The following is a 25,675-nucleotide window of genomic DNA, read 5'->3' on the forward strand; positions in this document are numbered from 1 at the left end:
TTTTGCACCGAGGTGGATATGAAGGATGTACGCATTGGGTTAATCGGCACTGGCTATATCGGTCGTGCACATGCCATCGCCTATGCGCAAGCGCCGACGGTCTTCCCGCTGAAAGGCAACTTGGTGAAGGCGATGCTGGCGGAAGTGTCGCCGGAATTGGCAGCCAAACGGGCGCAGGAGTTCGGTTTTCAGCGCTCAACAGGGGACTGGCGTGCGTTGGTGGCGGACCCGGACATTGACATGGTGGATATCTGCGCGCCGAACTTTCTGCATAAAACGATGGCGATGGCGGCTATTGAGCACGGCAAGCACGTTTACTCAGAAAAACCGCTGGCGCTGAACGCACGTGATGCCCGAGAAATGGTCGATGCCGCACAGCGGGCGGGCGTGAAAACGCTGGTGGGTTTCAACTACATGAAGAATCCAACCTCACAGTTGGCCAAAGAGATTATCGCCAGCGGCGAGATTGGTGAGGTGGTGCATTTTTACGGCACGCATAACGAAGATTATCTGGCCGATCCGAATAAACCCGCCGACTGGCACTGTTTCAAAGAAACGGCTGGGCTGGGGGCGCTGGGGGATCTGGCGGCGCATATCGTCAACATGGCGCAGTATCTGGTGGGGGACATCGCCAGCGTCTGCGGCGATCTGCAAACGGTGATTGCGCAGCGCCCGACGGCATCGGGCAGCAGCGAATTAGTACAGGTGGAGAATGAAGATCAGGCGCATGCGATGGTGCGTTTCGCCAGCGGCGCTCGCGGCGTGATTGAAACCTCGCGTATCGCCTGCGGCCGCAAAATGGGGCTCACCTACGTGGTGACCGGTACCAAAGGCACACTGAGTTTCACCCAGGAACGCATGGCGGAGCTGAAACTCTATCGGCATGACGAACCGGAGAACCGACAGGGATTCAAAACGCTGCTGACCGGGCCGCAGCATCCTGATTACGCGGCCTTCTGCGCCAGCGCCGGACACGGTATTGGATTTAACGATCAAAAAACGGTTGAGGTACGCGATCTGATCGACGGTATTGCGGCTGACGTCCCTATGTGGCCGGACTTCGAAGAGGGCTGGAAAGTCTCGCGAGTTCTGGACGCGATCGTGCTGTCACACGAAACGGCACGCTGGGTGAATGTGGACGACGTGGGCTAACTACGACTTTTTTTACGCGACTTTTTACAGGATTGGCGGCTATGAGTAAGGAAAAGACGTTTGATGTGATTTGCATGGGGCGCGTTGCTGTCGATCTGTACGGGCAGCAAATCGGCGCACGTCTGGAAGATATGGGCAGTTTTGCCAAGTATCTGGGCGGGTCGTCCGGCAACGTGGCTTACGGCACGGCACGACAAGGGCTGCGTTCTTCTATGCTGGCGCGAGTGGGCGACGAGCATATGGGGCGCTTCCTGCGTGAAGAGCTGAATCAGGTCGGCTGCGATACCAGCCATTTGATTACCGATAAGGAACGTCTGACGGCGCTGGTGCTGTTGGGCATCAAAGATCGCGATACCTTTCCGCTGATTTTCTACCGCGACAACTGCGCCGATATGGCGATCTCACCGGAGGATTTCACCGAGGATTACATTGCGTCGTCACGCTGTCTGGCGATTACCGGCACACATCTCTCGCACCCTAACACGCGTGAAGCGGTACTGACGGCGCTGCAATACGCGCGGCGCAACGGGGTGAAAACGGTGCTGGATATTGACTACCGTCCGGTGCTGTGGGGGCTGACGTCGCTGGGCGATGGCGAAACCCGCTTTGTTGAAGCGCAGGCGGTCACCGAGCAGTTGCAGCAGGTACTGTCGCTGTTCGACGTGATAGTCGGCACCGAGGAAGAGTTCCACATTGCGGGCGGCAGCACGGATACCTTGCAGGCGCTGCGCACGGTGCGGCAGCACACGCAGGCGGAACTGGTGTGCAAACGCGGGGCGCTGGGATGCTCGGTGTTTAGCCACGCTATCCCCGATCATCTGGATAAAGGCATCACGATTAAAGGGGTTCGCGTGGATGTGCTGAATGTACTGGGCGCGGGTGATGCGTTTATGTCCGGCCTGCTGCGCGGCTACCTCAACGGCGAAGGCTGGGAGAAAGCCTGTGCGTATGCTAATGCCTGCGGCGCGCTGGTGGTGTCGCGCCACGGTTGTGCCCCAGCCATGCCAAGCAAGATCGAATTGGATAACTATTTAGCGCGGGCGGCGAGCGTGGCTCGTCCCGATTTGGACGAAGAGCTGAACCATCTGCATCGCGTCACGACGCGTCGTAAACAGTGGCACGAGCTGTGCGTGATCGCGTTCGATCACCGTAGCCAACTGGAAGACATGGCGCTGAATTGCGGCACGGAAATCAGCCGTATTCCGGCGCTGAAGAAACTGATTCTGCGTGCCAGCTATGATGCGGCGCAGCAGGCCGGGCTGGAGGGCAAAGCGGGTCTGCTGTGCGACGGCACGTTCGGGCAGGATGCGCTGAACGACATCACTGGAAAAGGCTGGTGGATTGGCCGACCGATTGAGCTGCCGGGGTCGCGCCCGTTAATGATGGAGCGCGGCAATATTGGTTCACAGCTGGTGAGCTGGCCGCTGGAGCACGTGGTGAAATGTCTGGTGTTCTTCCACCCAGAAGACGCTCACGCGCTGCGGCGCGAGCAGGAAATGAAGGTGATGGAAGTCTATCAGGCCTGTCGCCAGTCCGGCCATGAACTGCTGCTCGAAGTCATTCTACCGGCGGGAATGCCGCACAGCGATGCGCTTTACCTGCGTGCGATTCAACGCTTCTACAACCTTGGTGTGCGGCCAGACTGGTGGAAACTGCCGCCGCTGTCTGCCGCTGGCTGGGAACAACTTACGCCGCTGCTGGCAGAACGCGATCCCTACTGTCGGGGCGTGGTCATTCTGGGGCTGGATGCGCCGCTGGAAACGCTGCAACAGGGCTTCAGCGCCGCCGTCGGTTTCCCGATTGTGAAAGGCTTTGCCGTCGGTCGTACCCTGTTTGCCCAGCCAGCAAAAAAGTGGCTGCGTAACGAGATCGACGACGCCGAATTGATTGAGCAAGTTAAGCATAACTACCTGCAACTGATCGCCGTCTGGCGGCAGCGCGGTTAACCCATTTCTATATGATCGAATAAAGGGAAATAACATGACTGTTCAACTTGGTATTAATCCACTCACCTGGACCAATGACGATCTGCCTTCTCTGGGCGCGGAAACGCCGCTGGAAACCTGCCTGAGTGAAGGGCGGCAGGCTGGCTTCGTCGGTTTTGAATTAGGCAACAAGTTCCCACGTCAAGCCAGCGTGCTGGGGCCCATTTTGCAAGCGCACGATCTGCGCTTAGTCTCCGGCTGGTATTCCGGCGAACTGCTCACCCGTTCAGTGGAAGAAGAGATTGAAGCCGTGCAGGGGCATCTGGCATTGCTCCGCGACCTCGGTGCGACGGTGCTGGTGTTTGCCGAAGTGACGGGGGCGATTCACGGCGACCAACAGAAGCCGGTTCATCTGCGCCCGCGTTTCCCCGAAGATCGCTGGCCGGAATACGGCAAAAAGCTGACCGAGTTTGCGCGCTACACGCAAAGTCAGGGCGTGCAGATTGCATATCATCACCATATGGGCACGGTGATTGAAAGTGCGCAGGACGTGGATAATCTGATGGAACATACCGGGCCGGAAGTTGGGCTGTTGCTGGATACCGGACACTTTACATTCGCGGGTGCCGATCCGGTGGCGGTGGCGAAGCGCTGGATTAACCGCATCAATCACGTTCACTGCAAAGATATTCGCCCTGATGTGCTGAAAGATGTGAAAAATCGCAAGACCAGTTTTCTGGACGCAGTGCTGAGCGGTGTCTTTACCGTGCCGGGCGATGGTTGCGTCGACTATCCGGCGGTGTTCAGCATCCTGAAAGCCCATCACTATAGCGGGTGGCTGGTTGTCGAAGCGGAGCAGGATCCGGCTGTCGCGCATCCGCTGACGTATGCGACGCTGGGCTACAATAATTTGCAGCGTTTCGCTCAACAGGCAGAATTGATCTGATTTGTAGAGATATTCCCTGAGTATTCACGCTGCCGGCTAACCAACAGGCAGCGTGAAATTGGGGTAGATATGGAGGCAAAAAGATGTCCCGACTCTTATCACGCCATCGTGCCCCTGACGAACATGGCCGTACGCAGCACATCACGCCGGAAACGGCAGGCTGGCGATACGTGGGGTTCGATGTATATCAACTGGCATCAGAACAGGTGCTCTCGTTACCTGCCAGCGATAACGAACATTGTCTGGTGCTGGTGAGCGGCAAAGCGACGGTGGTCACGCCGGGCGAGCGCTTCGAGCAAATTGGCGACAGAATGAGCCCGTTTGAGCGCAGAAAGCCTTATGCGGTTTATGTCACGGCGGGAGAGGCGGTGACGGTCACGGCGCACACGGCGCTGGAACTGGCGGTTTGTGCCGCACCGGGGTTCGGCACGCATCCAACCCGGCTGATCGCGCCGCAGGATATCGACGCCGAACAGCGTGGTGCCGGCAATAATCAGCGCTATGTGCATAATATTTTGCCGGAAAACAACGCGGCAGACAGCCTGCTGGTAGTCGAAGTGTACACCGATGAAGGCTGCACCAGCTCCTATCCCAGCCACAAGCACGATGTCGATAATCCGCCGAACGAAACCTATCTGGAAGAAACTTACTATCATCGTTTGAATCCAGAGCAGGGGTTTTGCCTGCAACGCGTCTATACCGATGACCGTTCATTAGATGAATGCATGGCGGTCTACGATAAGGACGTGGTGCAGGTGCCACGTGGCTATCACCCTGTCGCCACTATCGCAGGCTATGACAGTTATTATCTGAATGTGATGGCAGGCCCGACGCGCCAGTGGCGTTTCACCTGGGAAGCGGATCACCAGTGGATCAACAGCCCCGAGTATGCGGATAAACACCGGCGGGGCAACGTGTAGTTCCTATAATGGCAAGCGAGCTTAAGTATGGGCAGTGGCTTATGGATAACTTGTAGGTCGTTGCCCTATTATTTGGGGAGACGCATTTCTGGAAAAATAGTGGGTTAACCAGATGCTTTTAATCAGTTTCATCTGACAGCAGGTCGCTTTCATAATCCTGACCGCCATGCCAAATGCCCAGAACCGTTACCGCTTTTTTCTCTTTTTCCACCATAAAAGCAATGAGTGTTCTTTTACGATGATTGGTAACACGAAGCCCTGGTAAGATATCGCTGCGCTGGTTTCCTCTTTCAGGGAATAACTCAAGCGATTCGCAATAACTGACAATGCTTTCGGTATAGCTGAGTGCGGTTTTGGGTGAGGCAACTTTCGCTATGTAGCGGTACAGTGCTGCCAGTTGTTCTTCCGCTTCCGGTGCGAATACGACCCTGTAGTCCATTACTCTTCTCCGGTCATCTTCCTGAACTCTGCTTTTAATCTGTTTCTAATGTCGCTACTGCTGAGGCTTTCTGTTTCACCGCGTTGCAGCGCGTTCCAGGCGGGAACGACTTGTTCTTGCAGCCAACTCTCTACTGCATTATCGCGTGCAATCAGCGCTCGAAGTCCTTCCCGAATAACCTCACTTTCTGACGCGTATTCACCGCTGGCAACTCGGGCTTTCACCTGAGCAGCCATTTCATTCGGTAGCGTTATACTCATCTGTTGTGTTGTTCTCATTGCCTACCCCTTGAACTTACCGATAGGATTTAATCATACTCATTATTTCCCATGTTGTCAGGGGCGAGCCACTGAATCAACCGTCTCGGTTCATCGAAATAGTATCGAGCTTACCTTCTTTCAAATAGCCAATATGGCTGGCCATTAGCTCGGCTTCCTGTTCGCTGTGTGTGACCAGAAGCGCGGTTTGTCCGGCGTCGCGCAGGATGTCGCGCACTTCTTGCCCCAGCCGTTTGCGGCTGTCGGGGTCGAGGCTGGATAGTGGTTCGTCGAGCAGCAGCACGGCAGGCTGTGGAGCCAATGCCCGCGCCAGCGCGATACGCTGCTGTTGCCCGCCGGACATCTCATGCGGGTAGCGCTGCGACAGCGCGGCAAGATCGACCAGTTCCAGCATGGCACGGACGCGTGATTGCTGTAGATCTTGCGGCTGTTTTCTCAGGCCAAAGGCAATATTCTGCGCGGCGGTCAGATGGGGAAACAGCGCATAGTCCTGAAACACCATGCCGACGTTGCGCTGTTCCGGCGGCAGATGGACGTCGGGGCCGGCTACGCAGCGTCCGCCGACGTGAATCGTTCCTTGAGTCAGGTGCTCAAAACCCGCAATCGCGCGTAAAGCCGTGGTTTTACCGCATCCTGATGCACCCAGCAGGCAGGCCAGTTCACCGGCGGCAACTTCCATGGAAAAACCGTTCAGCACGTGATGAACATTATGCTTGTGCCCGTAGGCGATGTGGACATTATTCAGAACGAGTGTAGCCTCAGACACCTTGACTCTTCCTCATGATTTTTATTCTTTCTCAACCGACGTTTTTAGCTGGCTGCGAGCCAGCAGGACAACGGGGAGCGTACCCGCCAGCACAATCAGCAGTGCTGCAATCGCGCCTTCTTCATAGGTGCCTCTGGCGGCTTCGGCATAGAGGACGGTCGCCAGCGTCTCGAAATTGACTGGCCGCAGCAGCAGCGTGGCGGGGAGTTCTTTCATCGCGTCGGCAAACACCAGCAGCGCACTGGTCACCAGCGCCGGGCGCAGCAACGGAAGGTGTACGCGGAAAAACGTGACGAATTCACTTTCGCCCAGCAGTCGCGACGCCTGCTCCATCACGGGAGGAATGCGCGTCAGCCCGGCATCGAGCGCGCCAATACCAATCGCCATGAAGCGAATCGCGCAGCAGATCACCAGCAGGATACCCGCGGAAAGCAGCGGCAATCCTTTATAGCCAATCAATCCAGCGAGGAAATTATCCGTCGCCATACCGGGTGTCATCAGGCCAATCGCCAGTACTGTACCGGGCACGGCATAGCCCAGCGACGCGATTCTCAGTAGGGTGCGGCGACGTTCCGGCGATCGGTCGGTGATGGCCGAATGACGGGCATACCACGCAATAATCAGGCTAACGAACGTCACGACCAGCGTGACGCCAACGGCCAGCAGAAGCGAGTTCTGTAACGACTGTATCAGTCCGGCGGAGATCGTCACGTTATCACCCAGCCGTTTGGCGCTTTCCCAGGCCAGAAAGAGGGCTGGGGCGATAAAGCCAAGCAGGATCGGTAATGCCGTCGCGCAGGTTGCCAGCCAGGCGCGAACGCCTTTCAACGGCGCGGGCACGATGCCGCGCATCTGTCGGCTGGTGCCATAGCGTTGGTTTTTCCGGCCGTAATATTCCAGCGTCAGCAGCAGGATGACCACCGTTAGCATGGTGCAGGCAATTTGTGCCGCTGCCGGTAAATCCGAACGGGTGACCCAGGTGGTGTAAACCGTCACGGTCAGTGTATTCACCCCGAGGAACTCGGAGGCACCAATATCATTCAGCGTTTCCAGCAAGGCCAGACTGGTGCCAACGGCCAGCGCAGGGCGCGCCATCGGCAGGGCAACGTGCAAAAAGGTTCCCGTTGCGCTTAATCCCAGCGTACGAGCGGCTTCCAGCAAATGTGCTGGCTGGCTGATAAACATCGCGCGCATGGTCAGATAAACATACGGGTAGAGCACCAGACCGAGCAGCAAAATCGCGCCCGTCATGGAGCGCAGATCCGGTAGGCGGAACTGACGCGGGCTGTCGTAGCCCAGCACACTGCGGATCGCTTCCTGAATCGGCCCAATGGGATGCAGTAGATCGAGCCAGGCAAACGCGACAATGTAGGTTGGCATCGCCAGCGGCAGCAGCAGCGCCCAGCTAACGAATTGCCTGCCGGGGAAATCAAAGGCGGTCACCAGCCAGGCGCAGCCTGCGCCAATCACCATGACGAGCGCGCCGACGCCGAGCAGGAGAATCAACGTATTGAGCGCGGCATCGGGCAGCACGTAGCGCATCAGGTGATCCCAATGACCAACACCTGCGCCCGCGGCTAGCCAAAGCAGGGACACCAGCGGGGCAAGTACGCCGAGAGCAATGATGACGGCAGCGATGCGAAGCGGAGAAAAAAAGAGGCGCGGTCGCCCGAAGGCGCCGCGCATCGTTGACGAACCGGTCTTATTGATCGAATCCAACTTTATCTACCAACTGACTGGCCTGTTTACGGAATTTAACGATGTCGGTCAGCGGGATGCTATCGATATCCACTTCGCCGATCGTGCTGCCAATGGTGGAATCCAGCGTGACGCCTTTGCGAACCGGATACTCATAGTTTGCCTGTGCGTAAAGCTGTTGAGCCGGTGCGGAGACCAGATATTCCATCAATTTCACCGCCTGATCTTTATGCGGTGCATGGCGTGCAACGGCTGCGCCAGTGATATTGACGTGCGTGCCGCCGTTTTCAAATTTAGGCTGAACCACCTTGATGCCATCGCCCCATTTACGGGCGTCGGTGCCTTCTTTGGCATTCTTCATGTGGCCGACATAATAAGAGTTCGCCAGACCCACATCGCAGATGCCGCCAAGGATATCGCGCGCGACGTCGCGGTCACCACCGGTGGCTTTACGCGCCAGATTGTCTTTCACGCCGCGCAGCCAGGTTTCCGTCTTGGCTTCGCCGTGGTGCGCAATCATTGCGGCAACCAGTGCGGTATTGTAAGGGTGTTGACCTGCACGGATACACACTTTGCCTTTCCATTTTGGATCGGCCAGATTTTCGTAAGTAATGCCGGTCAGCGGCAGGGATTTTTCCGCGTAGAGCACGCGTGAACGCATCGACAGGCCAAACCACTGATTGTCTTTATCGCGCAGCGCCGCGGGGATGGCCTCGGTTAGCGTGCTGGACTGAATCGGCTGTGTGACACCCGCTTCGACCAGATCGATCAGGTTACCCGCATCAACGGTCATCAGCAGATCAGCCGGTGAGTTTTGGCCTTCTGCCTTCACACGCTCCAGCATGCCATCTTTGATGAACACGGTATTGACTTTAACCGACGTTTCTTTGGTGAACGCATCCAGCAGCGGCTGAATCAGGCCGGGTTCACGCGTGGTGTAGAGGGTCAGAGAGTCATCTGCGGCAGCAGGCAGGGCGTAGGCCACCATCAGCGATGAAGCCAGCGTCAGCAGGCGCGCTTTTTTGCGCAGAACAGACAGCGTTTTTGACATGTTATTATCTTCTCCAGAGTGAATGTGATGCGTAAATTAATAAAATAAGGAGATATTTTCGGCAGGTGACAAAAACTATATATGATAATCACTCTTGTTTGCAATCTCATTAGTGCGTGCGCGTTGTTATCGTGATGACGGTCAACATACGGACTCAGCGAGACGATCTGTTGCCTTATTGGTCTGCGAGCGGGTAAAAGCAGCGCCGGGTGATTATCTGCTGTGAGGTGAGTGCTATGGCGTCTGGCTTTCTGCCAGCCTGCTGATATGCATGGTCAGCCAGGTGAGCTCTTCTTTTGGCAAGGCCATCTGGTATTTTTCCTGCACGTAATCTCTGATAGCCCAGGATATTGCCATCGCTTCAGGGTAGTGTTTCAGCAGTTCCTGATAGAAATCGTCCGTGCGCCCCGGCGCGATTTTGCGGGCAATCACCCGTTCGGAGAAATACCGTAGATGGGTGATAAAACGGAGATAATCGACGGCGTTGACGTCAATATTCTTGTTTAATTTGTAGCGGACAATTTCCGCCAGACGGTTCACCAACTGAACCTGTTGATGGGCATCGGCGATTTCGGCGCTGCCGGCGGCATTAATGAGGTGAAACGCGATGTTGATGGCTTCGTCATCGGGCAGCGTGACGTTAAAACGCGCCGACACGCGATCTTTCGCCTGCACGCCGATGGCGTACTCTTTTTGGTAATAGCGTTTGACTTCCCAACTGAGCTTATTGATGAAATGGTTGCCCGTTTTGCTACGTTCAACCGCGAAATAGAGATGTTCCGCCAGCGTAAAGAACAGCACCGAGTTCAGCTTTTCGGCGTACTGACTTTGCGCCAGCGTGACAATCTCATGGGTGATGTCAAAAAAAGCCGCAGGAATGGTGTCGGTCAATGAAAGAAAATGCCGTGATTTCAGGTTTTCCAGCGGAATGAAAACCTGCTCAACGTGTGTCACATCAATCAACGAGCCGGGTCTGGCACCAAACCCGATGCCTTTACCCAACAGGATCATCTCCTGCTGCTCATGATCGACCAACAGCATGCTGTTATTTAACGCTTTTTTCACTTTAATCACGTTTTTTTCCCATCACACGGTTTTTTCAATCACGTTGCTTCCCATAACAACGGTCCCCTGTCGTTGCTCACACTGCCTGCGGCAAGCATCTGCCTGTCAGGAGAGGTCGGCGCCATTCGTCGCAATAACCTTCTGATACCAGTAGAAGGAATCCTTTTTCAGGCGTGCCAGCGAGCCGTGGCCTTCGTCATCCTGATCGACATAGATAAAGCCATAGCGTTTGGACATCTGTGAGGTGCCCGCGCTGATGATGTCAATCGCTCCCCAACTGGTGAAACCCATCAGTTCAACACCTTCGCCAATCGCTTCACGCATTTGCTCGAAATGTGAACGAAAGTAGTCAACGCGATAAGGATCGTGGATTTTCCCGCTCTCGACAACGTCTTTCGCCCCCAGACCGTTTTCGACAATAAACAGCGGCTTCTGGTAGCGGTCGTAAAGCTCCAGCAGGGAGATTTTCAGCCCGATAGGGTCGATCTGCCATCCCCAATCCGAGGCTGGCAGATACGGGTTTTTCACGCCCAGAACGGTATTCCCCGGTATTCTTTCGGCGTCTGGCTGTGTGGATTCGGTGAGCGACATGTAATAGCTGAACGACACAAAATCCACGGTGTGTTGCTTGAGAATAGCCAAATCGTCGGGCTGCATGGTGATGTGGATGCCGCGTCGCTCAAGGTCGCGCTTGATGAGCGGCGGATATTTACCGAACACCTGTACATCGGCATAAAAGTAGTTTTCGAGGTTCTTTTTCAGCGCGGCTTCGACGTCTTCCGGGCGGCAAGAGTGCGGATAAGTCGTCAGTTTGGTCAGCATGCAGCCGACCTGGCTGCCTGGTATTTTTGCGTGGCAGTCGCGGGTGACGATGGCCGACGCAACAAACTGGTGGTGCAGTCCCTGATAAATATCCTGTTTGGCCTGTCCCGGGGCGCTTTTCTCTTCACGGATCCCCGCCGTAGTAAACGGATGGCGATGAATACTGTCGATCTCATTAAAGGTCAGCCAGTAGCGCACCAAATTCTTGTAGCGATCGAAACAGACGTTACTGAAGCGCACGAACGCATCCAGCACGTTGCGGTGCACCCAACCATTGTATTTTTCACTCAGCGCCAGCGGCATTTCGTAGTGTGAAAGTGTCACCAGCGGTTCGATGCCGTGCTTGCGCATCTCGCGGAACAGATCGTCGTAAAACTGTAAGCCTGCTTCATTCGGCATGCTGTCTTCTCCGGTTGGAAAAATGCGCGACCAGGCGATAGAGACGCGTAGCACCTTGAAGCCCATTTCGGCAAACAGTGCCAGATCGCTTTTGTAGCGGTGATAGAAATCGATGCCGCGCCGTTTGGGGTAGAATGCATCGTTTTTACCGTTCAGCGCATCGGCGATGTTGTCGTCCGTCAGCGCCATGTGGGCATGGTAATTCTTCAAATCGAGATTCGGTTTCCAGGTAATGGCGTCTGCGACCGACGGCCCCTTGCCGTCTTCATTCCATGCGCCTTCGGCCTGATTCGCGGCAATCGCGCCGCCCCATAAAAAGTGTTCCGGGAATGCGATGTTTTTATCCATTACACAGACTCCTTTAAGGTCATGATGATGGTGTGGGGATGGATGAGGGCGTCAGTGGCTTCCGGTATCACGCGAAAGCGCTCGCTGTTGGTGATAACCATCATGACGACGGGATCGTAACCCGCGGCAATGAGGCTATCGAGGTCAAATTTAATGAGGACATCGCCGGTATTAACCTGTTGGCCGGCCGTGACTTTCGGCTGAAAGCCCTGACCATTGAGTTTGATGGTATCAATGCCGATATGGAAAATCAGTTCAGCGCCGCTGTCGGTGAGCATGCTGACGGCGTGGCCGGTTTCAAATACGTTCTCAATGGTGCCGTTCGCGGGCGCATAAAGCACACCTTTCTCGGGGATGATGGCAATGCCGTCACCCATAATGCGTTTGGAGAAAATCTCGTCATTCACGTTGTCCAGCGGAATCACTTTTCCTTCAATCGGGCTGGCGAACGGGTATTCAGCGATAGCGTGATGGGCTTCTTCTGTCTCTACCGCCGCGACGGGTTTTTCTTCCCGCCAGAGGAACAGGGCGGAGAGAAAGGCGATGACAAAAGAGAGTGCGGCACCCGCGATGGCATAAACGATATTCCAGCTATTTTCCGGCGAGATAAACATGGAGATACTAGCCAGACCGGGACCAACCAGCGCAAAGGCTTCAATCGCCATCCAACCGATAAACGCACCGCCGACCAGACTACCTGCCAGCACGCTGTAGAGCGCTTTTTTATTCAGCAGCGTAATCCCGTACAGCGCGGGTTCGGTGATGCCGAACAGGGCGGAAATACCGGCTGAAAGCGCCGTCGATTTTAATGTTCTGTCTTTGCTCTTGAGCGCGATCGCTATACAGGCACCCGATTCGGCAATGTTGTGTGCGAGCGACGCAGGCAGATAGAGCATTTCCTTACCAAACTGGCTCATGGAGGACACGGCATAGGGCAGCATCGGCTTATGCATCCCCGAGGCCACCATGAAGGGCAGCGCAGCGGCGAGCAATCCCGTCGCCACAAAGCCCAGCTTGCTGTACAGCCAGAGGATCACGCTAGCCAGACCCGCCCCGAGTTCATAACCGAGCGGGCCAAGAACCAACAGCGTGACGGGAACGGTAACCAACAGCGACAGCATCGGTGACAGGAAAATACGCAGGGAGCTTGGTGAGTAGCGATTGAAGAGCTTTTCGGTTTGCGCATAGAAAATGACGCACAGAATCGCTGGGAAAACCTGTGAGGCGTAAGCGACGTTTTTCAGGTCGAGAGAGAGAAATTCCGCGCCTTCCGCTAGCTGTTTAGACATAGCCGGCAGCACCATGACCGAGACAGCGGAAACCGCGACCAGCACATTGACTTTCAACTTCATCGCGGTGGTGATCCCTACAAGAATCGGCAGGAAATAGAGCGGTGCGGAACCGATGTTATCCAGCACCTTGTAGGTTGAACTGTCTTTAGTGAGCCAGCCGAGCAGGTCAAGCAGCAATAGCAGTGACTTGAGCACACCGCCGCCAGCAATCGCAGGAACCAGCGGCTGAAATACGCTGATGATAAAATCGATGACAAAAGCCGTGCGGTTGGTTTTTGCTGGCACGGTGCGGCCCGTTTCTTTGCGGCCTGCGGCGAGGTTCTGCACCGCGTCGTACACCTGCATCACTTCGCTGCCGATGATCACCTGACACTGCACGTTGACCCGAACGCCCAACACGCCCGGCACGTTTTCCAGCTCGCGCTGGTTCACCTGACTATTGTCATAAAGGCTAAACCGTAGCCGCGTAGAACAGTGCTCAATGTGCTCAATGTTGTCAATTCCACCGACCAATGTGATGATTTTTTCCGCGGTGGTGGCATAGGCTGTCGCGTTATTATCTGCTGCGGTATGGCTCATACGACGGTTCCCCTGATCCAGAAACGAAAAAAGACCTGAAGCTCCTCCCATGATGTTGAGTGGGATAGCTTCAGGTCTTGCCTAGAAAACTAGTTACACGCCTGTGCTGCTGTTGTAAGTCCTGGTACGCGGGAAAGTCAAACAGATCGTACTGCCTTGACGGGTAAGTGTGATGGTAATAGCAGAATGGAAGGGGAGCCTGATGACGTGATTCGCCGGGCTGATGCTGCAATGTACGCCAATAAAATCACGCGAAAAAAAGATCAAACCCGCGCTTTTGAGGTCATCGCAGCACAACCATAAATGCCCTAGGCAGATGTTATCATCTGCTTATCAGGCATCTTTGGTGGTATCCAGAGTGAGTTTGCCATCTTCTAAGTGAAGTTTGGTGGTGGAAAGGAGTTCAAACAGGCGGTTGAACGGATCGGCGTCTTTGCCTGATTCCCCAGTCATAAAGTTGAAGTCCATCTCTATCAGGTACTTCAGACGTGGTACATAGCCTTCCGGTGCCTGCGCTTGTTCAATTAATGGCAGGCTCTCATGGTGCTCTAACACCATTTTGAAAAATTCGGTTTGTTTAAACTCGCCGCGACTCCACTCCAGTTTGCTTTGCGCCATGGCCATCGTGCGCCACACTTGCTCCTGGTCATAAGCCTCGCTCCAGGCCGCACGCCGCTCATTTACCGTAAAGGTTCCGCTATCGTCATAGGTAATCAGCGCAAGCTGTTCACGGGACAGGCCTTTGAAGGGATTACTTCCTTGACCATTGGCATACGCTGTCGCTTGTTTCGCTCTGGCTAATCGCTCGGGGTCATCACTATCGGGGACTTCCGCATCGTGTGCTTTCTTACTACTGACATAGCCCATGCCGACCAGTTCATCATCCACACTTCTGGCCCTGGCCGCCAATGTACTGCGGTCGCTTTTAGCATCTCTGGCTTCGGCCCTGACGGCGGCGTCGCTGAGCTGTTTTGCCAGCGTTGTAATGCCGCTATTCTTTTTATTTGAATAACCATCAGACGCCGTAGACGCAGACTGTGTGCCTTCGGATACGTTTTCCTGCTTTTTTATCGAGCGACTGTCATTGGTGGACTGCGCATCTGCCACCGTACTTTTTGAAAGGCCATTGAAGTTAATCATTCGTTCTTCTCACTCGTTGTGATTCAGGGATAAGTAACGACTCATGCTGCTTATCCCTATTCATAAAAAATGCCTGAGTGGTTGCTCAGCGATTTTTCAGTACGGGTGCTATCTCATGGTAATTTCTACATCTGAGTCGTGAGTATTGACGTTGGCATACGTCACTCTTAAGTCACAGCGTGCGCCGTTGCTAGGCGTGGTGCTCTTAGTCCATTGTGGGATCTTATTTCCCAACACATACTTCACAGTATACGTCATATCAAACTGGCAAACTTTGGCCCCAACTTTGTAACGAACATGCATTGAACCAACGTCACTGATTGGATTGGAGATCGTATATTGATCTGAATCCCCAGATTTGACGCTTTCTTTTGGCTTTGGAGACGCATTCGCCTGCGAGAACACTTCGGCTGTTGTCGTCGGCGAAAAAACCGCGGCAGGGGCGGAGGATGTGCCAAGATTCTTAAAAGTGACATTGAATTTCGGGCCCGCATTAGCCGCTGCTGATGCAAAAAGGGCTGTCATGAACAGTGAGGACAACAGAATGTTGCTTGATTTCATTTGAAAAACTCCATGTATTTTCATCTGCGACCACAGTCTTTTTATTCTTTCTAACTCACTATGCGGAATACGACGCTGTGTGCTGTAGCCATAAACGCAGGCAGACCGCCTGATTTAATAATAAATCGGCATTATATAAAAAATGTTTAAGTATTTATGGTTATTTTCATAACGTTCTATAGGCTTTGAAAATCTATTTTCTTTCTATTCTTAGTTTATCTTCGCTAATAATAATCATGATAATTATTAATTTGCATGTTCTATTGCTCCAGAATGGGATGATTGTGTTAGACGAACCGCTATAGACAGATTTCGCGTACTGAATGAGATAATCAACTAATGCTAATATGGTTATTTGGAATAATCGAAGGGGGGGCAGGGGCGCTTGGTAAGTCAAAAGACATCCAGCGCCTGTTTTAATGAGGGCGGGTACTAAAGGTAGCGCTTAAATCATTCGAACTGCGGGAAAATCGATACAGGGGCAGCTTGAATAGTGATGAAACTATATTGCTTTACCAGCCGCAGACGTTAGTCTCTTCATCCGCATCGTAACTGCGTACGATATTAACCAGCTCTTTTACCGCTTCAGCAGAAATTGCCTTGTCTTTTAATTCTTCAACCGTAGAGAGATCTTTATCGACGGATACGCCGTTATTATTATTTGTGACCGTTAGCAAAAAACCTTTTTTATTTTCGCTGGTTGACGACAGTTCATTGAGCAATTCCACCACTGCACTTGTGGCGAAATCAGGCACATAAAATGCCATCGGCTTGAGATAAACTTTCTGGTGGTGCCTCTAATTAGTTGAATTGATATATAATGACCGCTTTGAGGTTTGCTCATGGCCAGCGTTAATGTTCATTGTCCTCGCTGTCAGTCTGTTCAGGTTTACCGTCATGGACAGAACCCTAAAGGTCGTGACCGGTTTCGCTGTCGTGACTGTCACCGCGTGTTTCTGCTCACCTATACTTATGAAGCGCGTAAGCCCGGTGTCAAACAACAAATTACCGAAATGGCATTCAACGGCGCCGGCGTTCGTGATACAGCCAGAACACTGAAAATCGGTATTAACACCGTCATTCGCACGTTAAAAAACTCGCGCCGAAGCGAATAACTTCCTCTCCGGTCGCTCATGCCGATGTAGCACTTATCTGTGAGCTTGATGAGCAATGGAGCTTTGTCGGCAATAAAGCCCGGCAGCATTGGCTCTGGTATGCATACAACACCAAAACAGGTGGCGTTCTGGCTTACACGTTTGGACCGCGCACGGATAACACCTGCCGTGAACTTGTGGCTCTGCTGACGCCGTTTAACATCGGTATGATAACCAGCGATGACTGGGGCAGTTATGCCAGAGAACTCCCGAAAGATAAGCATCTGACAGGAAAAATCTTCACTCAGCGTATTGAGCGTAACAACCTGACACTGAGGACACGTATTAAACGTCTGGCCCGTAAAACAATCTGCTTCTCGCGTTCGATAGAATTGCATGAAAAAGTCATCGGGGCATTCATTGAAAAACACATGTTCTACTAATTGGACGCATTACCAACTTTCTCTGTCTTTTCCTTATTGTCTCGGTTCAACAGTGTTAATGAATACCCTTTGTTTTCACTTGTCATTATGCTTACCTCAACCTTCTATCAGAATTTTTGGATCGACATAAAAATCTACGTTGAATAGCGTATCATCAGATAACGCTTCTATTCTGTGCCATTTTTCTGGTGGGAATACGCCAAATTGTCCGGCTTCAATAGTCAGTGTTTCGACGGGGTCAGGACTGGTCTCATTGGCGTAACCATAATAACGGATTGTCCCTTGCATCACGCACAAGCGTGGGTAAACACCTTGTCGTGTTCCTGCATCCAAATGGCGTTTCCAGATAGATGCTGGCGCAGTTTCCTTTGTCCAAAAAGGCGTTGTACGAGTGTGAATATAATTCGCGGGTATGACAATTCGTTCCATGTTTAAACCTCATGTTTTACCCAGTCCCATGACGGGTGGGAAGGAAAGAATGATATGATGTATATCATATACCTCTTTTTATGTTTGTGAATTATTTTCTGCTAATTAATTTTTTACAGTACCGCAACACTTTGCAGAAAAGCCATATTATAAGGGGCAACATTTCCCTCTTTGGTTATTTATCTCATCTTACTGGTGGAGATAAAAACTAACATCAAGGAATAGTTACATTAAGTTATTTTCTTGATGTTCCCCTTATTAGGGATGTTGATTCTAAAAAACATCCTCATTGGTACTCAATTAGGGTTATTGTTAAAGATAAATCAAAAGAGTAAAAGTGAGAAATATAACGCCACTCGATGATGAGGTCCGAACTCAAATGAAAAAGAAGGTAAAACTCAGTTCGTTTTATTATGGCTTCCCTGTTTTTCTTGTTACGACGACGGATAATAACAACGGAAATATCAATGTTGCTTCTGTATCGTCGTCAATTTCTCTCGGCGATAAAATTATTATCGGTGTCACTAAAGGAAGTAAGACCTGCAGTAATTTATTATCTGGTTCCGATGTTGTCATCAATATTCCTGATTACAAACAGTGGGAGAAGGTTGAAGAACTGGGAAAATTGACCGGGAGCGATGTGCTATCTGAAGGTCAAATTAAATGGGGCGTCCAGGTCTGCCATGATAAACTCTCCAAAGTCGGCCTTCACACGGAATCCTCTAGCGATATTGCGCCGCCTCGGGTGATTGAATGTCCTATTCAGGCGGAATGTAAAACCGTCAGCACGACGGACAAAGGTCGTTTTATTCTCGTCGAACTGGATATTGTCAATGTCTGGGTAGATAGCGAGCTATTAGGAGCGAATGGTGTTGTTGATTCGTCAAAATGGAAGCCTCTGATCTACAACTTCCGCGAATACGACACCACGGGGGACGCATTAGGTTTTAATTTTAAATACGGCCATTAATCTTATAGAGAGAATGCTGCTGCATTATTTTCAGGTGGTAGCACTCCCTTATGCTATTGATGAATAGTGCTCTCCATGCCAGTGTGATCATTCCATTTTGGGGTCACGCCGTCATCGAACCAACGTGACCCCAAATCTGACCACCAAATTCTCCCGATACGAAGGGTAAACTGAAAATGCATCGGGAACGATTCTCAGGTGGAACGCATTGAATAAAATGATAAAAGCAAAAATCCCGCTTAAGTTACCTTAAGCGGGATTCTCTAAATTTGGCTCCTCTGACTGGGATCGCCTTTGCCAGTAACTGGCTAATAAGTAAGCTAAACCTGAAAGCACTCGTTGTCAAGACCACCAGAATGACCACCTATAGGTACAAGTTGCATAAAGCTGGTTTGAATGCTTCGCTGTATTTGGTGATCGTTTATGTGGTATCTGCTGCGATGGAGGTGTAGCCAGCGCGAGCACTGAAGAGTGCTGTCCCATAGTGGAACTGTGTTCAAAGAGAACTGACAGTACCGTTGATCTTGATCTCTTCCTAAATCGGTGCGAAGCTAAATCAGAGATCTGGGCTTTTTGCAGGCTTCGCACAAATTCCTCCGGAGTCTGGTTATTTAACGATGAATGCGGCCTGTGCCGGTTGTATTCATGTCTCCAGTGCTCGTATTTTCCTGAGCATCTTCCAGTGACAGGAACCAGTGAACGCTCATGCACTCGTCTTGGTCGCTGCCGTTAAACGATTCTATCCGCGCATTATCTGTCGGTTTTCCCGGGCGTGAGAAGTCCATCGTCATGCCGTTTTCGTACGCCCACTGATCCAGCGTTCTGGAAATAACCTCGCTGCCGTTGTCGGTCTGCAGCTGTCCCAGCACTCGCTTCTATAACTGCTTCAGACGCTCCATGACCCCGACCACATCGTCCCCGCGCAATCCCTGACCGACTTAGATCGCCAAGCATTCCCGACTAAAATTATCGACTACAGTCAGCGCTCGGATCCGACGCCCGTTGAACCGATTATCAACCACGAAGTCCATGCTCCAGCACTGGTCTGTGCCGGTCACTTCCGGACGTGCCTGTCTGTGCGTCGTGCGGACATGCCGACGGGGACGCCTTGTCCGCAGATTCAGACCTTCCTGGCAGTAAATCCGGTGTGTTTTCTTATGGTTAATCAACCAGCCCTCCGACGCAGCAGAATATGAATGCGCTGCACACCGTAGCAAACGCGGGTTTCGGCAATTTCCCTTATCCGGTGGGTGACGGCCCGATCATCACGACAGCTGCAATAGTGGTACACCGTACGACTCTGCATCATCAGACGGCAGCCGCGACGTAGTCCGATACTGTACACTTCCAGCAGCCAGGCTGCCGCTTCAGACGGTGGTTCTCCTCCTCCAGTTGCCGCAACCGGCGCAACTCTACCACGGCCATGCCACCAAATTTCTTCTTCCAGTTGAAAAAGTGGCTTCAGAAATTCCTATCTTTCTGCAGACTTCGTCAATCCGCGTGCCGGTTTCGGCCTATTTCAGGGCAAACGCGATCTGGTCTTCGGTAAATCGTGACTTTTTTATGACGGATGACCTCGTTTTTCTGGAGAAGACAGGCCGGAAACTCTACTTTACGCCAGTACTGAACAAAGGGAAGAGGTCACCCCAAGGACCTTTCCCGTTTCCAAGCATCTGACAATGACGGATAAAGGCTTACGGTCACTGATAATGACCATTAGAGCATTAAAGTCATTCAAACCGGTCTCGATGGAGATAATCTGGACAGCGTTTGGCTATCAGCACTGCGTTATATCGCTATACCTTCATTTTCCTCCGGCCAGATCGATAAAACTGCCTGTCACATACGAAGCTTCATCGGATAACAACCAAGCTATGGCTTGCGCTACTTCTTCAGGATGACCACCGCGTTTCATGGGCAGGCTATCTTTAACACGATCGACCCGCGCGGCTTCGCCACCGTCGGCATGCATATCGGTGTAAATAAACCCGGGGCGTACGGCATTGACGCGAATACCTTGACTCGCTACCTCCAAAGACAAACCGATAGTCAAGGTGTCGATTGCACCCTTTGAGGCGGCATAATCTACGTACTCATGCGGAGAGCCGAGGCGGGCCGCTGCGGAAGAGACGTTTACGATGGCACCGCCTTTGCCGCCATGGCGGTGCGCCATGCGCTTAACAGCTTCGCGTGCGCAGATGAAACTGCCACTGACGTTGGTGGCGAATAGTGTCGCTAGGCGCTGTGCGTTTAGCTGTTCGATCGAAGCTTGAGGCATCAGCATTCCGGCGTTGTTGACCAACCCGGAGACAGGGCCCAAATCTTTGTCTATCTGCTTAAATAACGCCACTATCTGCTCTTCCTGGGAGATATCGGCCTGTACGGCGATAACTTCTCCGCCGGAATGCCGGATCCTTTCCACGACTTCGTGCGCGCAGTCTTCACGCGTTCGATACCCGATGCAGATTTTATGTCCCTTGTTTGCTAGGCAGAGCGCGGTCGCTCGACCGATGCCGCGATCACCGCCAGTGATCAGAGTAACCTTGTTGTTCATACCTTATTCTTCCAATCTGTGTTTTATTTTCTTCTTGTTTATCAAAATTAAAACGGCAATGCTCAGGCAAAATAGCGCCATCATGATAAACACCCCTTTACCCGACCACTCTAACAGCGCTCCGCCAACAAATGGCCCCAAAGACAGACCCAGCACGACCAGTGTCGAGGCACCTAAATACGCGCCACGATAGCGTTCCGGCGCAAGGCGATCGAGCAAAATGCTCAAATTAGGCAACAGAATAGCTTCCGCGATGCTGAATACCATTGCGCATCCTCCCCACCAGAGCGTGCTGGTGGTGTCGTTGGCCCAAAACAGCATTTGGGAAAGTGCAAAAATCAAGGCGCCAATCATAATGCGTTGTTCGAGCGGAGTGTTGGCGAACAAAGGCACCAGATAAAATTGGGCGACCAGTACGGTAAGGGCGTTGGTCACCAAAATTACCGTCACTACATCAACTGCGCGTACGGTGTCCAGCATTAATAGATATTGCGGTACGATCGATTCGATCTGCGCATATACCAAATAGCAGAGAATGCTGCTGATCAGGACAATGATATAGATATTGTCTCGGAATATAAGTCGAACGACTTGCCAGGCAGGCATTCCTTCATCATGAGACTCTTTGGCACTATCGTGATGCAACGGCTTGCCCGGCGGAATACACCATAGAGAAAAGAGTAAAAACGGAATGTAAGAGAATGCCGTGAGCAAAAACGTGCTTTTTTGCGAGTTTAGGCCAAAAGTAATGCCAATGAGGGGGCCGCTTACTGCCGCGATGTTGACCGCGAAGTATCGAATTTGCAACGCCAGCTCTCTCCGTTTTTGGTCCTGCAGTAAATCGCTCATGAGGGCGCGGCTGGGGGCGTCTATCCATGAAAACGAGATGCCGGTCAATAAAAGACCGAAGGCGAAAACGAACACGCCATTTGCCAGCGCAATGCCTGCATAGCCTACGATCGCCAGCAGGCAGCCCAGTACCAGCAGCGTTTTTCTGCCTAAGCGATCAGACAATGAGCCCCCGTAAATTCCTAATATCACCGAAATCAACGCGCAACCTGACATAAGGCTGCCTATCGCCAGCGGCGTAAGTTGATAAGTGCGCGTCAGAATAATGGATAAGAATGGCCAAGCCATAAAGTAGCTGAGACGGGTGAGTAAAGTGAAAAACAGCAAGATAGAGACGTTTCTGGGAAAGGTCGCCAACGTTTGTCTCATTGTCAGGTCAGCACTGCATAACGTCGCGCGATCTTTCATATTTTATCTCATAAAATGGTCATTGTTCAAGGCGATGTGATTTATATGTTAATTTTTTGTAGATATCAAGCTGGAGGTAAACTTTAATCCTTTTAACTCATTTTTTCTCAAGATTGCAGCCAAATTAAATGTCTATGTTTTTTTAATTTAATGTTAATTATGAACTTTTTGCTTTTTTGTAAGCATTGTTAAATTGTTAATCAATCTGCATATTATAAGAAAAAATGTTGACTTAAGACAGTGGTGAATATAAATGTAATTGCTTAATTAACATTAACTCAACACTAATGGCAGGTTGGAGCATTCAATGTCTACTAGGGAAAAAAACGGCAAAAACCAACGGTTGCGGGAGATGATAACCAGCCAAGAACTGAGTTTTTTGATGGAAAGTCATAACGCGCTCAGTGCTAAAATCGCCGAGCGGGCGGGATTCTCCGGGTTATGGGCCTCCGGTCTGACTATCTCTGCCGCGCTGGGTCTTTCCGATCGCAATGAAGCCTCTTGGACCCAGGTGCTCGATGTCGTCGAGTTTATGACCGATCATGTGGATGTTCCCATATTGCTTGATGGCGATACGGGGTTCGGCAATTACCACAATGTGATCCGATTGGTAAAAAAGCTGTGCCAAAAACATGTGTCTGGCGTGTGCATTGAGGACAAGATTTTTCCCAAAATGAACTCGTTTCTCGGCGAGCGCCAGAAGCTGGCTGACATTGATGACTTTTGTTCAAAAATAAAAGCGGCCAAAGACACTCAGTTCGATGATGACTTTGTCATCGTCGCCCGCACTGAGGCCTTAATTTCCAGTTTGGGCATGGCGGAAGCGCTAAAGCGCGCCGAACACTATCGCCAGGCAGGTGCCGACGCGATCCTGATACATTCCAAACGTGACAGTGCCGATGAAGTCTTGGCGTTTGCCGCTGAATGGGCTAATCGCAGCCCATTGGTCATCGTACCTACAAAGTACTATTCCACACCGACGGATGTTTTCCGCCAGGCAAAAATATCGACAATTATTTGGGCCAACCACAGCCTGCGTTCATCTATCGTGGCAATGCGGGAAATCACTCGACATATATTTGAAAATCAATCGATAAACCTCATTGAACAAGGTATCGCTACTCTTGAAGACGTTTTTGCGTTGACCAACGAGGTCAGTGCGAATTTGGCGGATCTTCGGTACAAAGCGGTGCGGGAGTGAGTGATGGAAAACGCACTGTATTTTACCCGTCAGTTGAAGCAGGCAGGCTTCAACTTTTTTAGCGGCGTTCCCTGCTCGTTTTTGACTCAGGTTATCAATCAGGCCATTGCTGATCCCGAGTTGGATTATGTTCCCGCGACCAGTGAAGGAGAGGCAGTCGCTTTGGCCGCTGGCGCTTGGTTAGCGGGCAAGCAGGCCGTGGTGATGTGCCAGAACTCAGGGCTAGGTAACATGGTAAACCCGCTAACCTCACTCAATGCTGCATTCGATATCCCCGTTCTTTTGGTCGTTACTCACCGCGGAAAGCCGGGCATTAAAGATGAGCCTCAGCACCGGCTTATGGGGAAGATAACGCCTGAGCTGCTAGCGTTGTTGGGTATTCCCGCCACCGTTTTACCGGCCGACGCTACTGCTATGAGGGAGGTGATTGCCCACGCTATGCATCTTGTGCGGGATGAACAAAAAACGGCGGCGTTGATTGTGGAAAAAGGAATTTTCTCAGAAGCAACTCCGGTGGTGAAAGAAACAGGTGGACTGCCGGAGCGTGCCACAGTGCTGGAGCTGTTGCTGAATCTGGCCGGTGAAAGAGACTTTTTGATTGCGACTACCGGTAAAACGGGTCGTGAACTGTTTACGTTGAAAGATAGGGTAAACAACCTCTACTGTGTCGGCTCTATGGGATATGCCAGTGCGCTTGCGCAAGGGATCGCGCTATATGCGCCGCAGCGTACCGTCACCATTATTGATGGTGATGGAGCCGCATTGATGCATCCGGGCAATATGGCGACGATCGGGCATTTATGCAGTTCGAACTTGATTCATCTCCTTCTGAATAATGGCGCTTATGACTCCACCGGAGGACAAAAAACGTTGGCCGATGGCGTTGATTTTTCCCTGGTGGCTCGAGGAATGGGCTATACGCATGCGCAATATTGTTCAACGCTGACCGAATTGGCCGATGCGTATCGTTATGCGCAGATGCATGACCATGGCCCGGTACTGCTGATTGTGAATATCGCTAACGGCTCAATGGGGGAGTTAGGGCGCCCTACGATTACCCCTGAACAGATTGCTCGCCGCCTTCAACATCAAATCAAGGAATCCTTCTTTCATGACTGCTAATTTTTCGTTGAATAAAACTCTCGAGAATATGGCTATTTACACCTCAAAAGCCATTGCCAACAAAGCGGCCAAAATGCCTGACGTAATGAACCTGAGTTTCGGCGAGCCGGAATTTGGTCCCCCGGCGTTTCTGCAGACTTTAATTGAACGGGAAGGGTTGAGCTGGGATGTGTTCATGCACTCAGTGAAAGGTTATGAGCAGCCAAAAGGTTCACTGGCCCTGAGACAGTCTATCGCTGCATGGTATCAGCAGCGTTATGGCTTAACCGTCGACCCTGAGTGTGAAATCATGGTCACCCACGGTGGAGTGGAGGCGATCAATCTGGCAATTCAATGTACTACGCAGGAGCACCAGGGCGTTATCGTCAGCCATCCTTCTTATATGTTGTATGAACGAGCCGTTACGGCGTTGAATCGCAAGCCGGTTGCACTCAATCGCCCGTTAGGTGACTCCGAGTATTGCTTGGCATTGGAAGCGCAGCGGCGGGATCCCGAACTACAACAAGCGGGAGTCATGATCGTCAACTCACCGGAGAATCCGAGCGGTTACATGTTGAACGCCCAAGATTGGGATGCTGTTGCTGACTTTACCCGGCAACACGGCATCTGGTTGATACATGATGAGGTTTATGACGTCATGGCTTATACCGAGACACATCGGCCCGCGTTACAACATCCCTTGCTAAGTGATAATACCATTATTATCAATAGTTTCTCTAAAAAATTCGGACTACCTGGGCTACGTATCGGCTGGATGATCGCCAATAAGCGCGTCATCGATATGGCTGCAAAGCTGCATGACTATTTTTATCTTGGTGTGAATAAACAGTATGAGCACATAGCCCATTTGATTTTGCGTGAACCGCGCATGGACGTCTGGCTAAGCGAGATCATGGTGAAACTGCAAACACGGATGGAACGCGCTATCAGCGTATTGAATGGTTCATTGGGGTATCAGTGGACGCGTCAACCGCGCGGTGCAATGTTCCTCTTCCCTGAGGTGTCCGGTTTATATGCTCGTTTACCTGAAAGATGGCGGGATAGCGGTCGTACCGTGGGAGAGTGCGTAGCGGAGTATTTACTGCATGAAAAAGGAGTGGCGGTGGTACCGGGGCATGTTTATGGCGGAAACTCGGCGAATCATATTCGTATGGTGCTTTGCACCACCGATGACGTTTTTGATCAAGCATTGCATCACTTGTCTCACTGAGCCTGGAGAGACAA

General features: G+C 51.9%; 25 protein-coding genes and 1 pseudogene. 10 read left to right on the forward strand and 16 right to left on the reverse strand.

Going from position 1 to position 25,675, the window contains the following annotated elements; genetic code table 11:
• Positions 1–18: 18 nt before the first annotated feature.
• From NAL19_RS06670 to iolB, 4 genes are all read left to right on the forward strand, one after another.
• Positions 19–1,152, forward strand: coding sequence for a Gfo/Idh/MocA family protein (locus NAL19_RS06670; RefSeq protein WP_263059180.1), 1,134 nt, complete (start codon positions 19–21; stop codon positions 1,150–1,152).
• Between the two features lie 41 nt (positions 1,153–1,193).
• The gene (locus tag NAL19_RS06675) at positions 1,194–3,098 is read left to right on the forward strand and encodes a bifunctional 5-dehydro-2-deoxygluconokinase/5-dehydro-2-deoxyphosphogluconate aldolase (protein WP_263059181.1); all 1,905 of its coding nucleotides are present in this window, start codon (positions 1,194–1,196) and stop codon (positions 3,096–3,098) included.
• A gap of 34 nt (positions 3,099–3,132) precedes the next feature.
• A complete protein-coding gene (gene iolE, locus NAL19_RS06680) occupies positions 3,133–4,023 on the forward strand; it encodes a myo-inosose-2 dehydratase (protein ID WP_263059182.1) in 891 nt (296 codons plus the stop codon).
• A gap of 83 nt (positions 4,024–4,106) precedes the next feature.
• Entirely contained in the window at positions 4,107–4,943 is an 837-nt protein-coding gene (gene iolB, locus NAL19_RS06685; protein WP_263059183.1) for a 5-deoxy-glucuronate isomerase, read from the forward strand.
• Between the two features lie 118 nt (positions 4,944–5,061).
• Here the strand turns inward: iolB and NAL19_RS06690 are convergent, their stop codons facing one another.
• The 11 genes and pseudogenes from NAL19_RS06690 to NAL19_RS06740 all read right to left on the reverse strand — a co-directional run.
• Complete coding sequence (locus tag NAL19_RS06690; protein WP_263059184.1) at positions 5,062–5,382, reverse strand: type II toxin-antitoxin system RelE/ParE family toxin; 321 nt, start codon at positions 5,380–5,382, stop codon at positions 5,062–5,064.
• On the reverse strand, positions 5,382–5,660 hold the full coding sequence (locus tag NAL19_RS06695) for a type II toxin-antitoxin system ParD family antitoxin (protein WP_180742476.1): 279 nt from the start codon (positions 5,658–5,660) through the stop codon (positions 5,382–5,384). The genes NAL19_RS06690 and NAL19_RS06695 overlap by 1 nt, the downstream gene beginning before the upstream one ends.
• A 76-nt stretch (positions 5,661–5,736) precedes the next feature.
• The gene (locus tag NAL19_RS06700) at positions 5,737–6,426 is read right to left on the reverse strand and encodes an ABC transporter ATP-binding protein (protein ID WP_263059185.1); all 690 of its coding nucleotides are present in this window, start codon (positions 6,424–6,426) and stop codon (positions 5,737–5,739) included.
• Between the two features lie 21 nt (positions 6,427–6,447).
• The gene (locus tag NAL19_RS06705; RefSeq protein WP_263059186.1) at positions 6,448–8,145 is read right to left on the reverse strand and encodes an ABC transporter permease; all 1,698 of its coding nucleotides are present in this window, start codon (positions 8,143–8,145) and stop codon (positions 6,448–6,450) included.
• Positions 8,129–9,175: a Fe(3+) ABC transporter substrate-binding protein gene (locus NAL19_RS06710; RefSeq protein ID WP_263059187.1), complete on the reverse strand. Its 1,047-nt coding sequence runs from the start codon at positions 9,173–9,175 to the stop codon at positions 8,129–8,131. The genes NAL19_RS06705 and NAL19_RS06710 overlap by 17 nt, the downstream gene beginning before the upstream one ends.
• Positions 9,176–9,409: 234 nt before the next feature.
• The gene (locus tag NAL19_RS06715) at positions 9,410–10,249 is read right to left on the reverse strand and encodes a PRD domain-containing protein (protein ID WP_263059188.1); all 840 of its coding nucleotides are present in this window, start codon (positions 10,247–10,249) and stop codon (positions 9,410–9,412) included.
• Between the two features lie 96 nt (positions 10,250–10,345).
• Positions 10,346–11,809, reverse strand: coding sequence for a glycoside hydrolase family 1 protein (locus tag NAL19_RS06720; protein ID WP_263059189.1), 1,464 nt, complete (start codon positions 11,807–11,809; stop codon positions 10,346–10,348).
• Entirely contained in the window at positions 11,809–13,680 is a 1,872-nt protein-coding gene (locus NAL19_RS06725) for a beta-glucoside-specific PTS transporter subunit IIABC (protein ID WP_263059190.1), read from the reverse strand. Before NAL19_RS06725 ends, NAL19_RS06720 begins: the two co-directional genes overlap by 1 nt.
• Before the next feature lie 333 nt (positions 13,681–14,013).
• The gene (locus NAL19_RS06730; protein WP_263059191.1) at positions 14,014–14,820 is read right to left on the reverse strand and encodes a hypothetical protein; all 807 of its coding nucleotides are present in this window, start codon (positions 14,818–14,820) and stop codon (positions 14,014–14,016) included.
• A 108-nt stretch (positions 14,821–14,928) separates the two neighbouring features.
• A complete protein-coding gene (locus NAL19_RS06735; protein WP_225087487.1) occupies positions 14,929–15,381 on the reverse strand; it encodes a hypothetical protein in 453 nt (150 codons plus the stop codon).
• Positions 15,382–15,893: 512 nt separating this feature from the next.
• Positions 15,894–16,169: pseudogene (locus NAL19_RS06740) on the reverse strand (DUF1869 domain-containing protein); the annotation flags it as partial.
• 54 nt (positions 16,170–16,223) lie between these two features.
• Between NAL19_RS06740 and NAL19_RS06745 the strand changes: the two are divergent.
• A protein-coding gene (locus tag NAL19_RS06745) for an IS1 family transposase (protein WP_263058758.1) occupies positions 16,224–16,918 on the forward strand; the annotation gives its coding sequence in 2 pieces (ribosomal slippage) (positions 16,224–16,470 and positions 16,470–16,918; 696 coding nt in all).
• A 96-nt stretch (positions 16,919–17,014) separates the two neighbouring features.
• On the opposite strand, the gene NAL19_RS06750 is transcribed toward NAL19_RS06745, so the two are convergent.
• Positions 17,015–17,347: a DUF1971 domain-containing protein gene (locus tag NAL19_RS06750; protein WP_180742483.1), complete on the reverse strand. Its 333-nt coding sequence runs from the start codon at positions 17,345–17,347 to the stop codon at positions 17,015–17,017.
• Between the two features lie 379 nt (positions 17,348–17,726).
• On the opposite strand from NAL19_RS06750, the gene NAL19_RS06755 reads away from it, so the two are divergent.
• Complete coding sequence (locus tag NAL19_RS06755; RefSeq protein WP_263059192.1) at positions 17,727–18,317, forward strand: flavin reductase family protein; 591 nt, start codon at positions 17,727–17,729, stop codon at positions 18,315–18,317.
• 611 nt (positions 18,318–18,928) lie between these two features.
• Here the strand turns inward: NAL19_RS06755 and NAL19_RS21785 are convergent.
• The gene (locus NAL19_RS21785; RefSeq protein WP_411561419.1) at positions 18,929–19,186 is read right to left on the reverse strand and encodes an integrase core domain-containing protein; all 258 of its coding nucleotides are present in this window, start codon (positions 19,184–19,186) and stop codon (positions 18,929–18,931) included.
• 323 nt (positions 19,187–19,509) lie between these two features.
• Here NAL19_RS21785 and NAL19_RS21790 point away from each other — a divergent pair, with 323 nt between their 5' ends.
• Positions 19,510–19,647: a hypothetical protein gene (locus tag NAL19_RS21790; RefSeq protein WP_411561445.1), complete on the forward strand. Its 138-nt coding sequence runs from the start codon at positions 19,510–19,512 to the stop codon at positions 19,645–19,647.
• Here the strand turns inward: NAL19_RS21790 and NAL19_RS21795 are convergent.
• The 3 genes from NAL19_RS21795 to NAL19_RS06770 form a co-directional block, all read right to left on the reverse strand.
• Complete coding sequence (locus tag NAL19_RS21795; protein ID WP_411561420.1) at positions 19,626–19,742, reverse strand: hypothetical protein; 117 nt, start codon at positions 19,740–19,742, stop codon at positions 19,626–19,628. The genes NAL19_RS21790 and NAL19_RS21795 overlap by 22 nt on opposite strands.
• A 379-nt stretch (positions 19,743–20,121) precedes the next feature.
• Positions 20,122–20,871 carry an SDR family oxidoreductase gene (locus NAL19_RS06765; protein ID WP_024108537.1) on the reverse strand — a complete coding sequence of 250 codons (750 nt, stop codon included), beginning with the start codon at positions 20,869–20,871 and terminating at the stop codon, positions 20,122–20,124.
• A 3-nt stretch (positions 20,872–20,874) separates the two neighbouring features.
• Positions 20,875–22,128 (reverse strand): MFS transporter, encoded by a 1,254-nt coding sequence (locus NAL19_RS06770; RefSeq protein ID WP_263059193.1) that lies wholly within the window; start codon positions 22,126–22,128, stop codon positions 20,875–20,877.
• 307 nt (positions 22,129–22,435) lie between these two features.
• Here NAL19_RS06770 and aepX point away from each other — a divergent pair, with 307 nt between their 5' ends.
• From aepX to NAL19_RS06785, 3 genes are read left to right on the forward strand one after another with little or no spacing between them, the layout of a single operon-like run.
• Complete coding sequence (aepX, locus tag NAL19_RS06775) at positions 22,436–23,329, forward strand: phosphoenolpyruvate mutase (protein ID WP_263059194.1); 894 nt, start codon at positions 22,436–22,438, stop codon at positions 23,327–23,329.
• A 3-nt stretch (positions 23,330–23,332) separates the two neighbouring features.
• Positions 23,333–24,451: a phosphonopyruvate decarboxylase gene (gene aepY, locus NAL19_RS06780; protein WP_263059195.1), complete on the forward strand. Its 1,119-nt coding sequence runs from the start codon at positions 23,333–23,335 to the stop codon at positions 24,449–24,451.
• On the forward strand, positions 24,441–25,661 hold the full coding sequence (locus NAL19_RS06785) for a pyridoxal phosphate-dependent aminotransferase (RefSeq protein WP_026594701.1): 1,221 nt from the start codon (positions 24,441–24,443) through the stop codon (positions 25,659–25,661). The genes aepY and NAL19_RS06785 overlap by 11 nt, the downstream gene beginning before the upstream one ends.
• Positions 25,662–25,675 lie beyond the last annotated feature (14 nt).

Origin of the sequence: Pectobacterium sp. F1-1 (genome assembly GCF_025643735.1) — a bacterium.
Taxonomy (GTDB): domain Bacteria; phylum Pseudomonadota; class Gammaproteobacteria; order Enterobacterales; family Enterobacteriaceae; genus Pectobacterium; species Pectobacterium colocasium.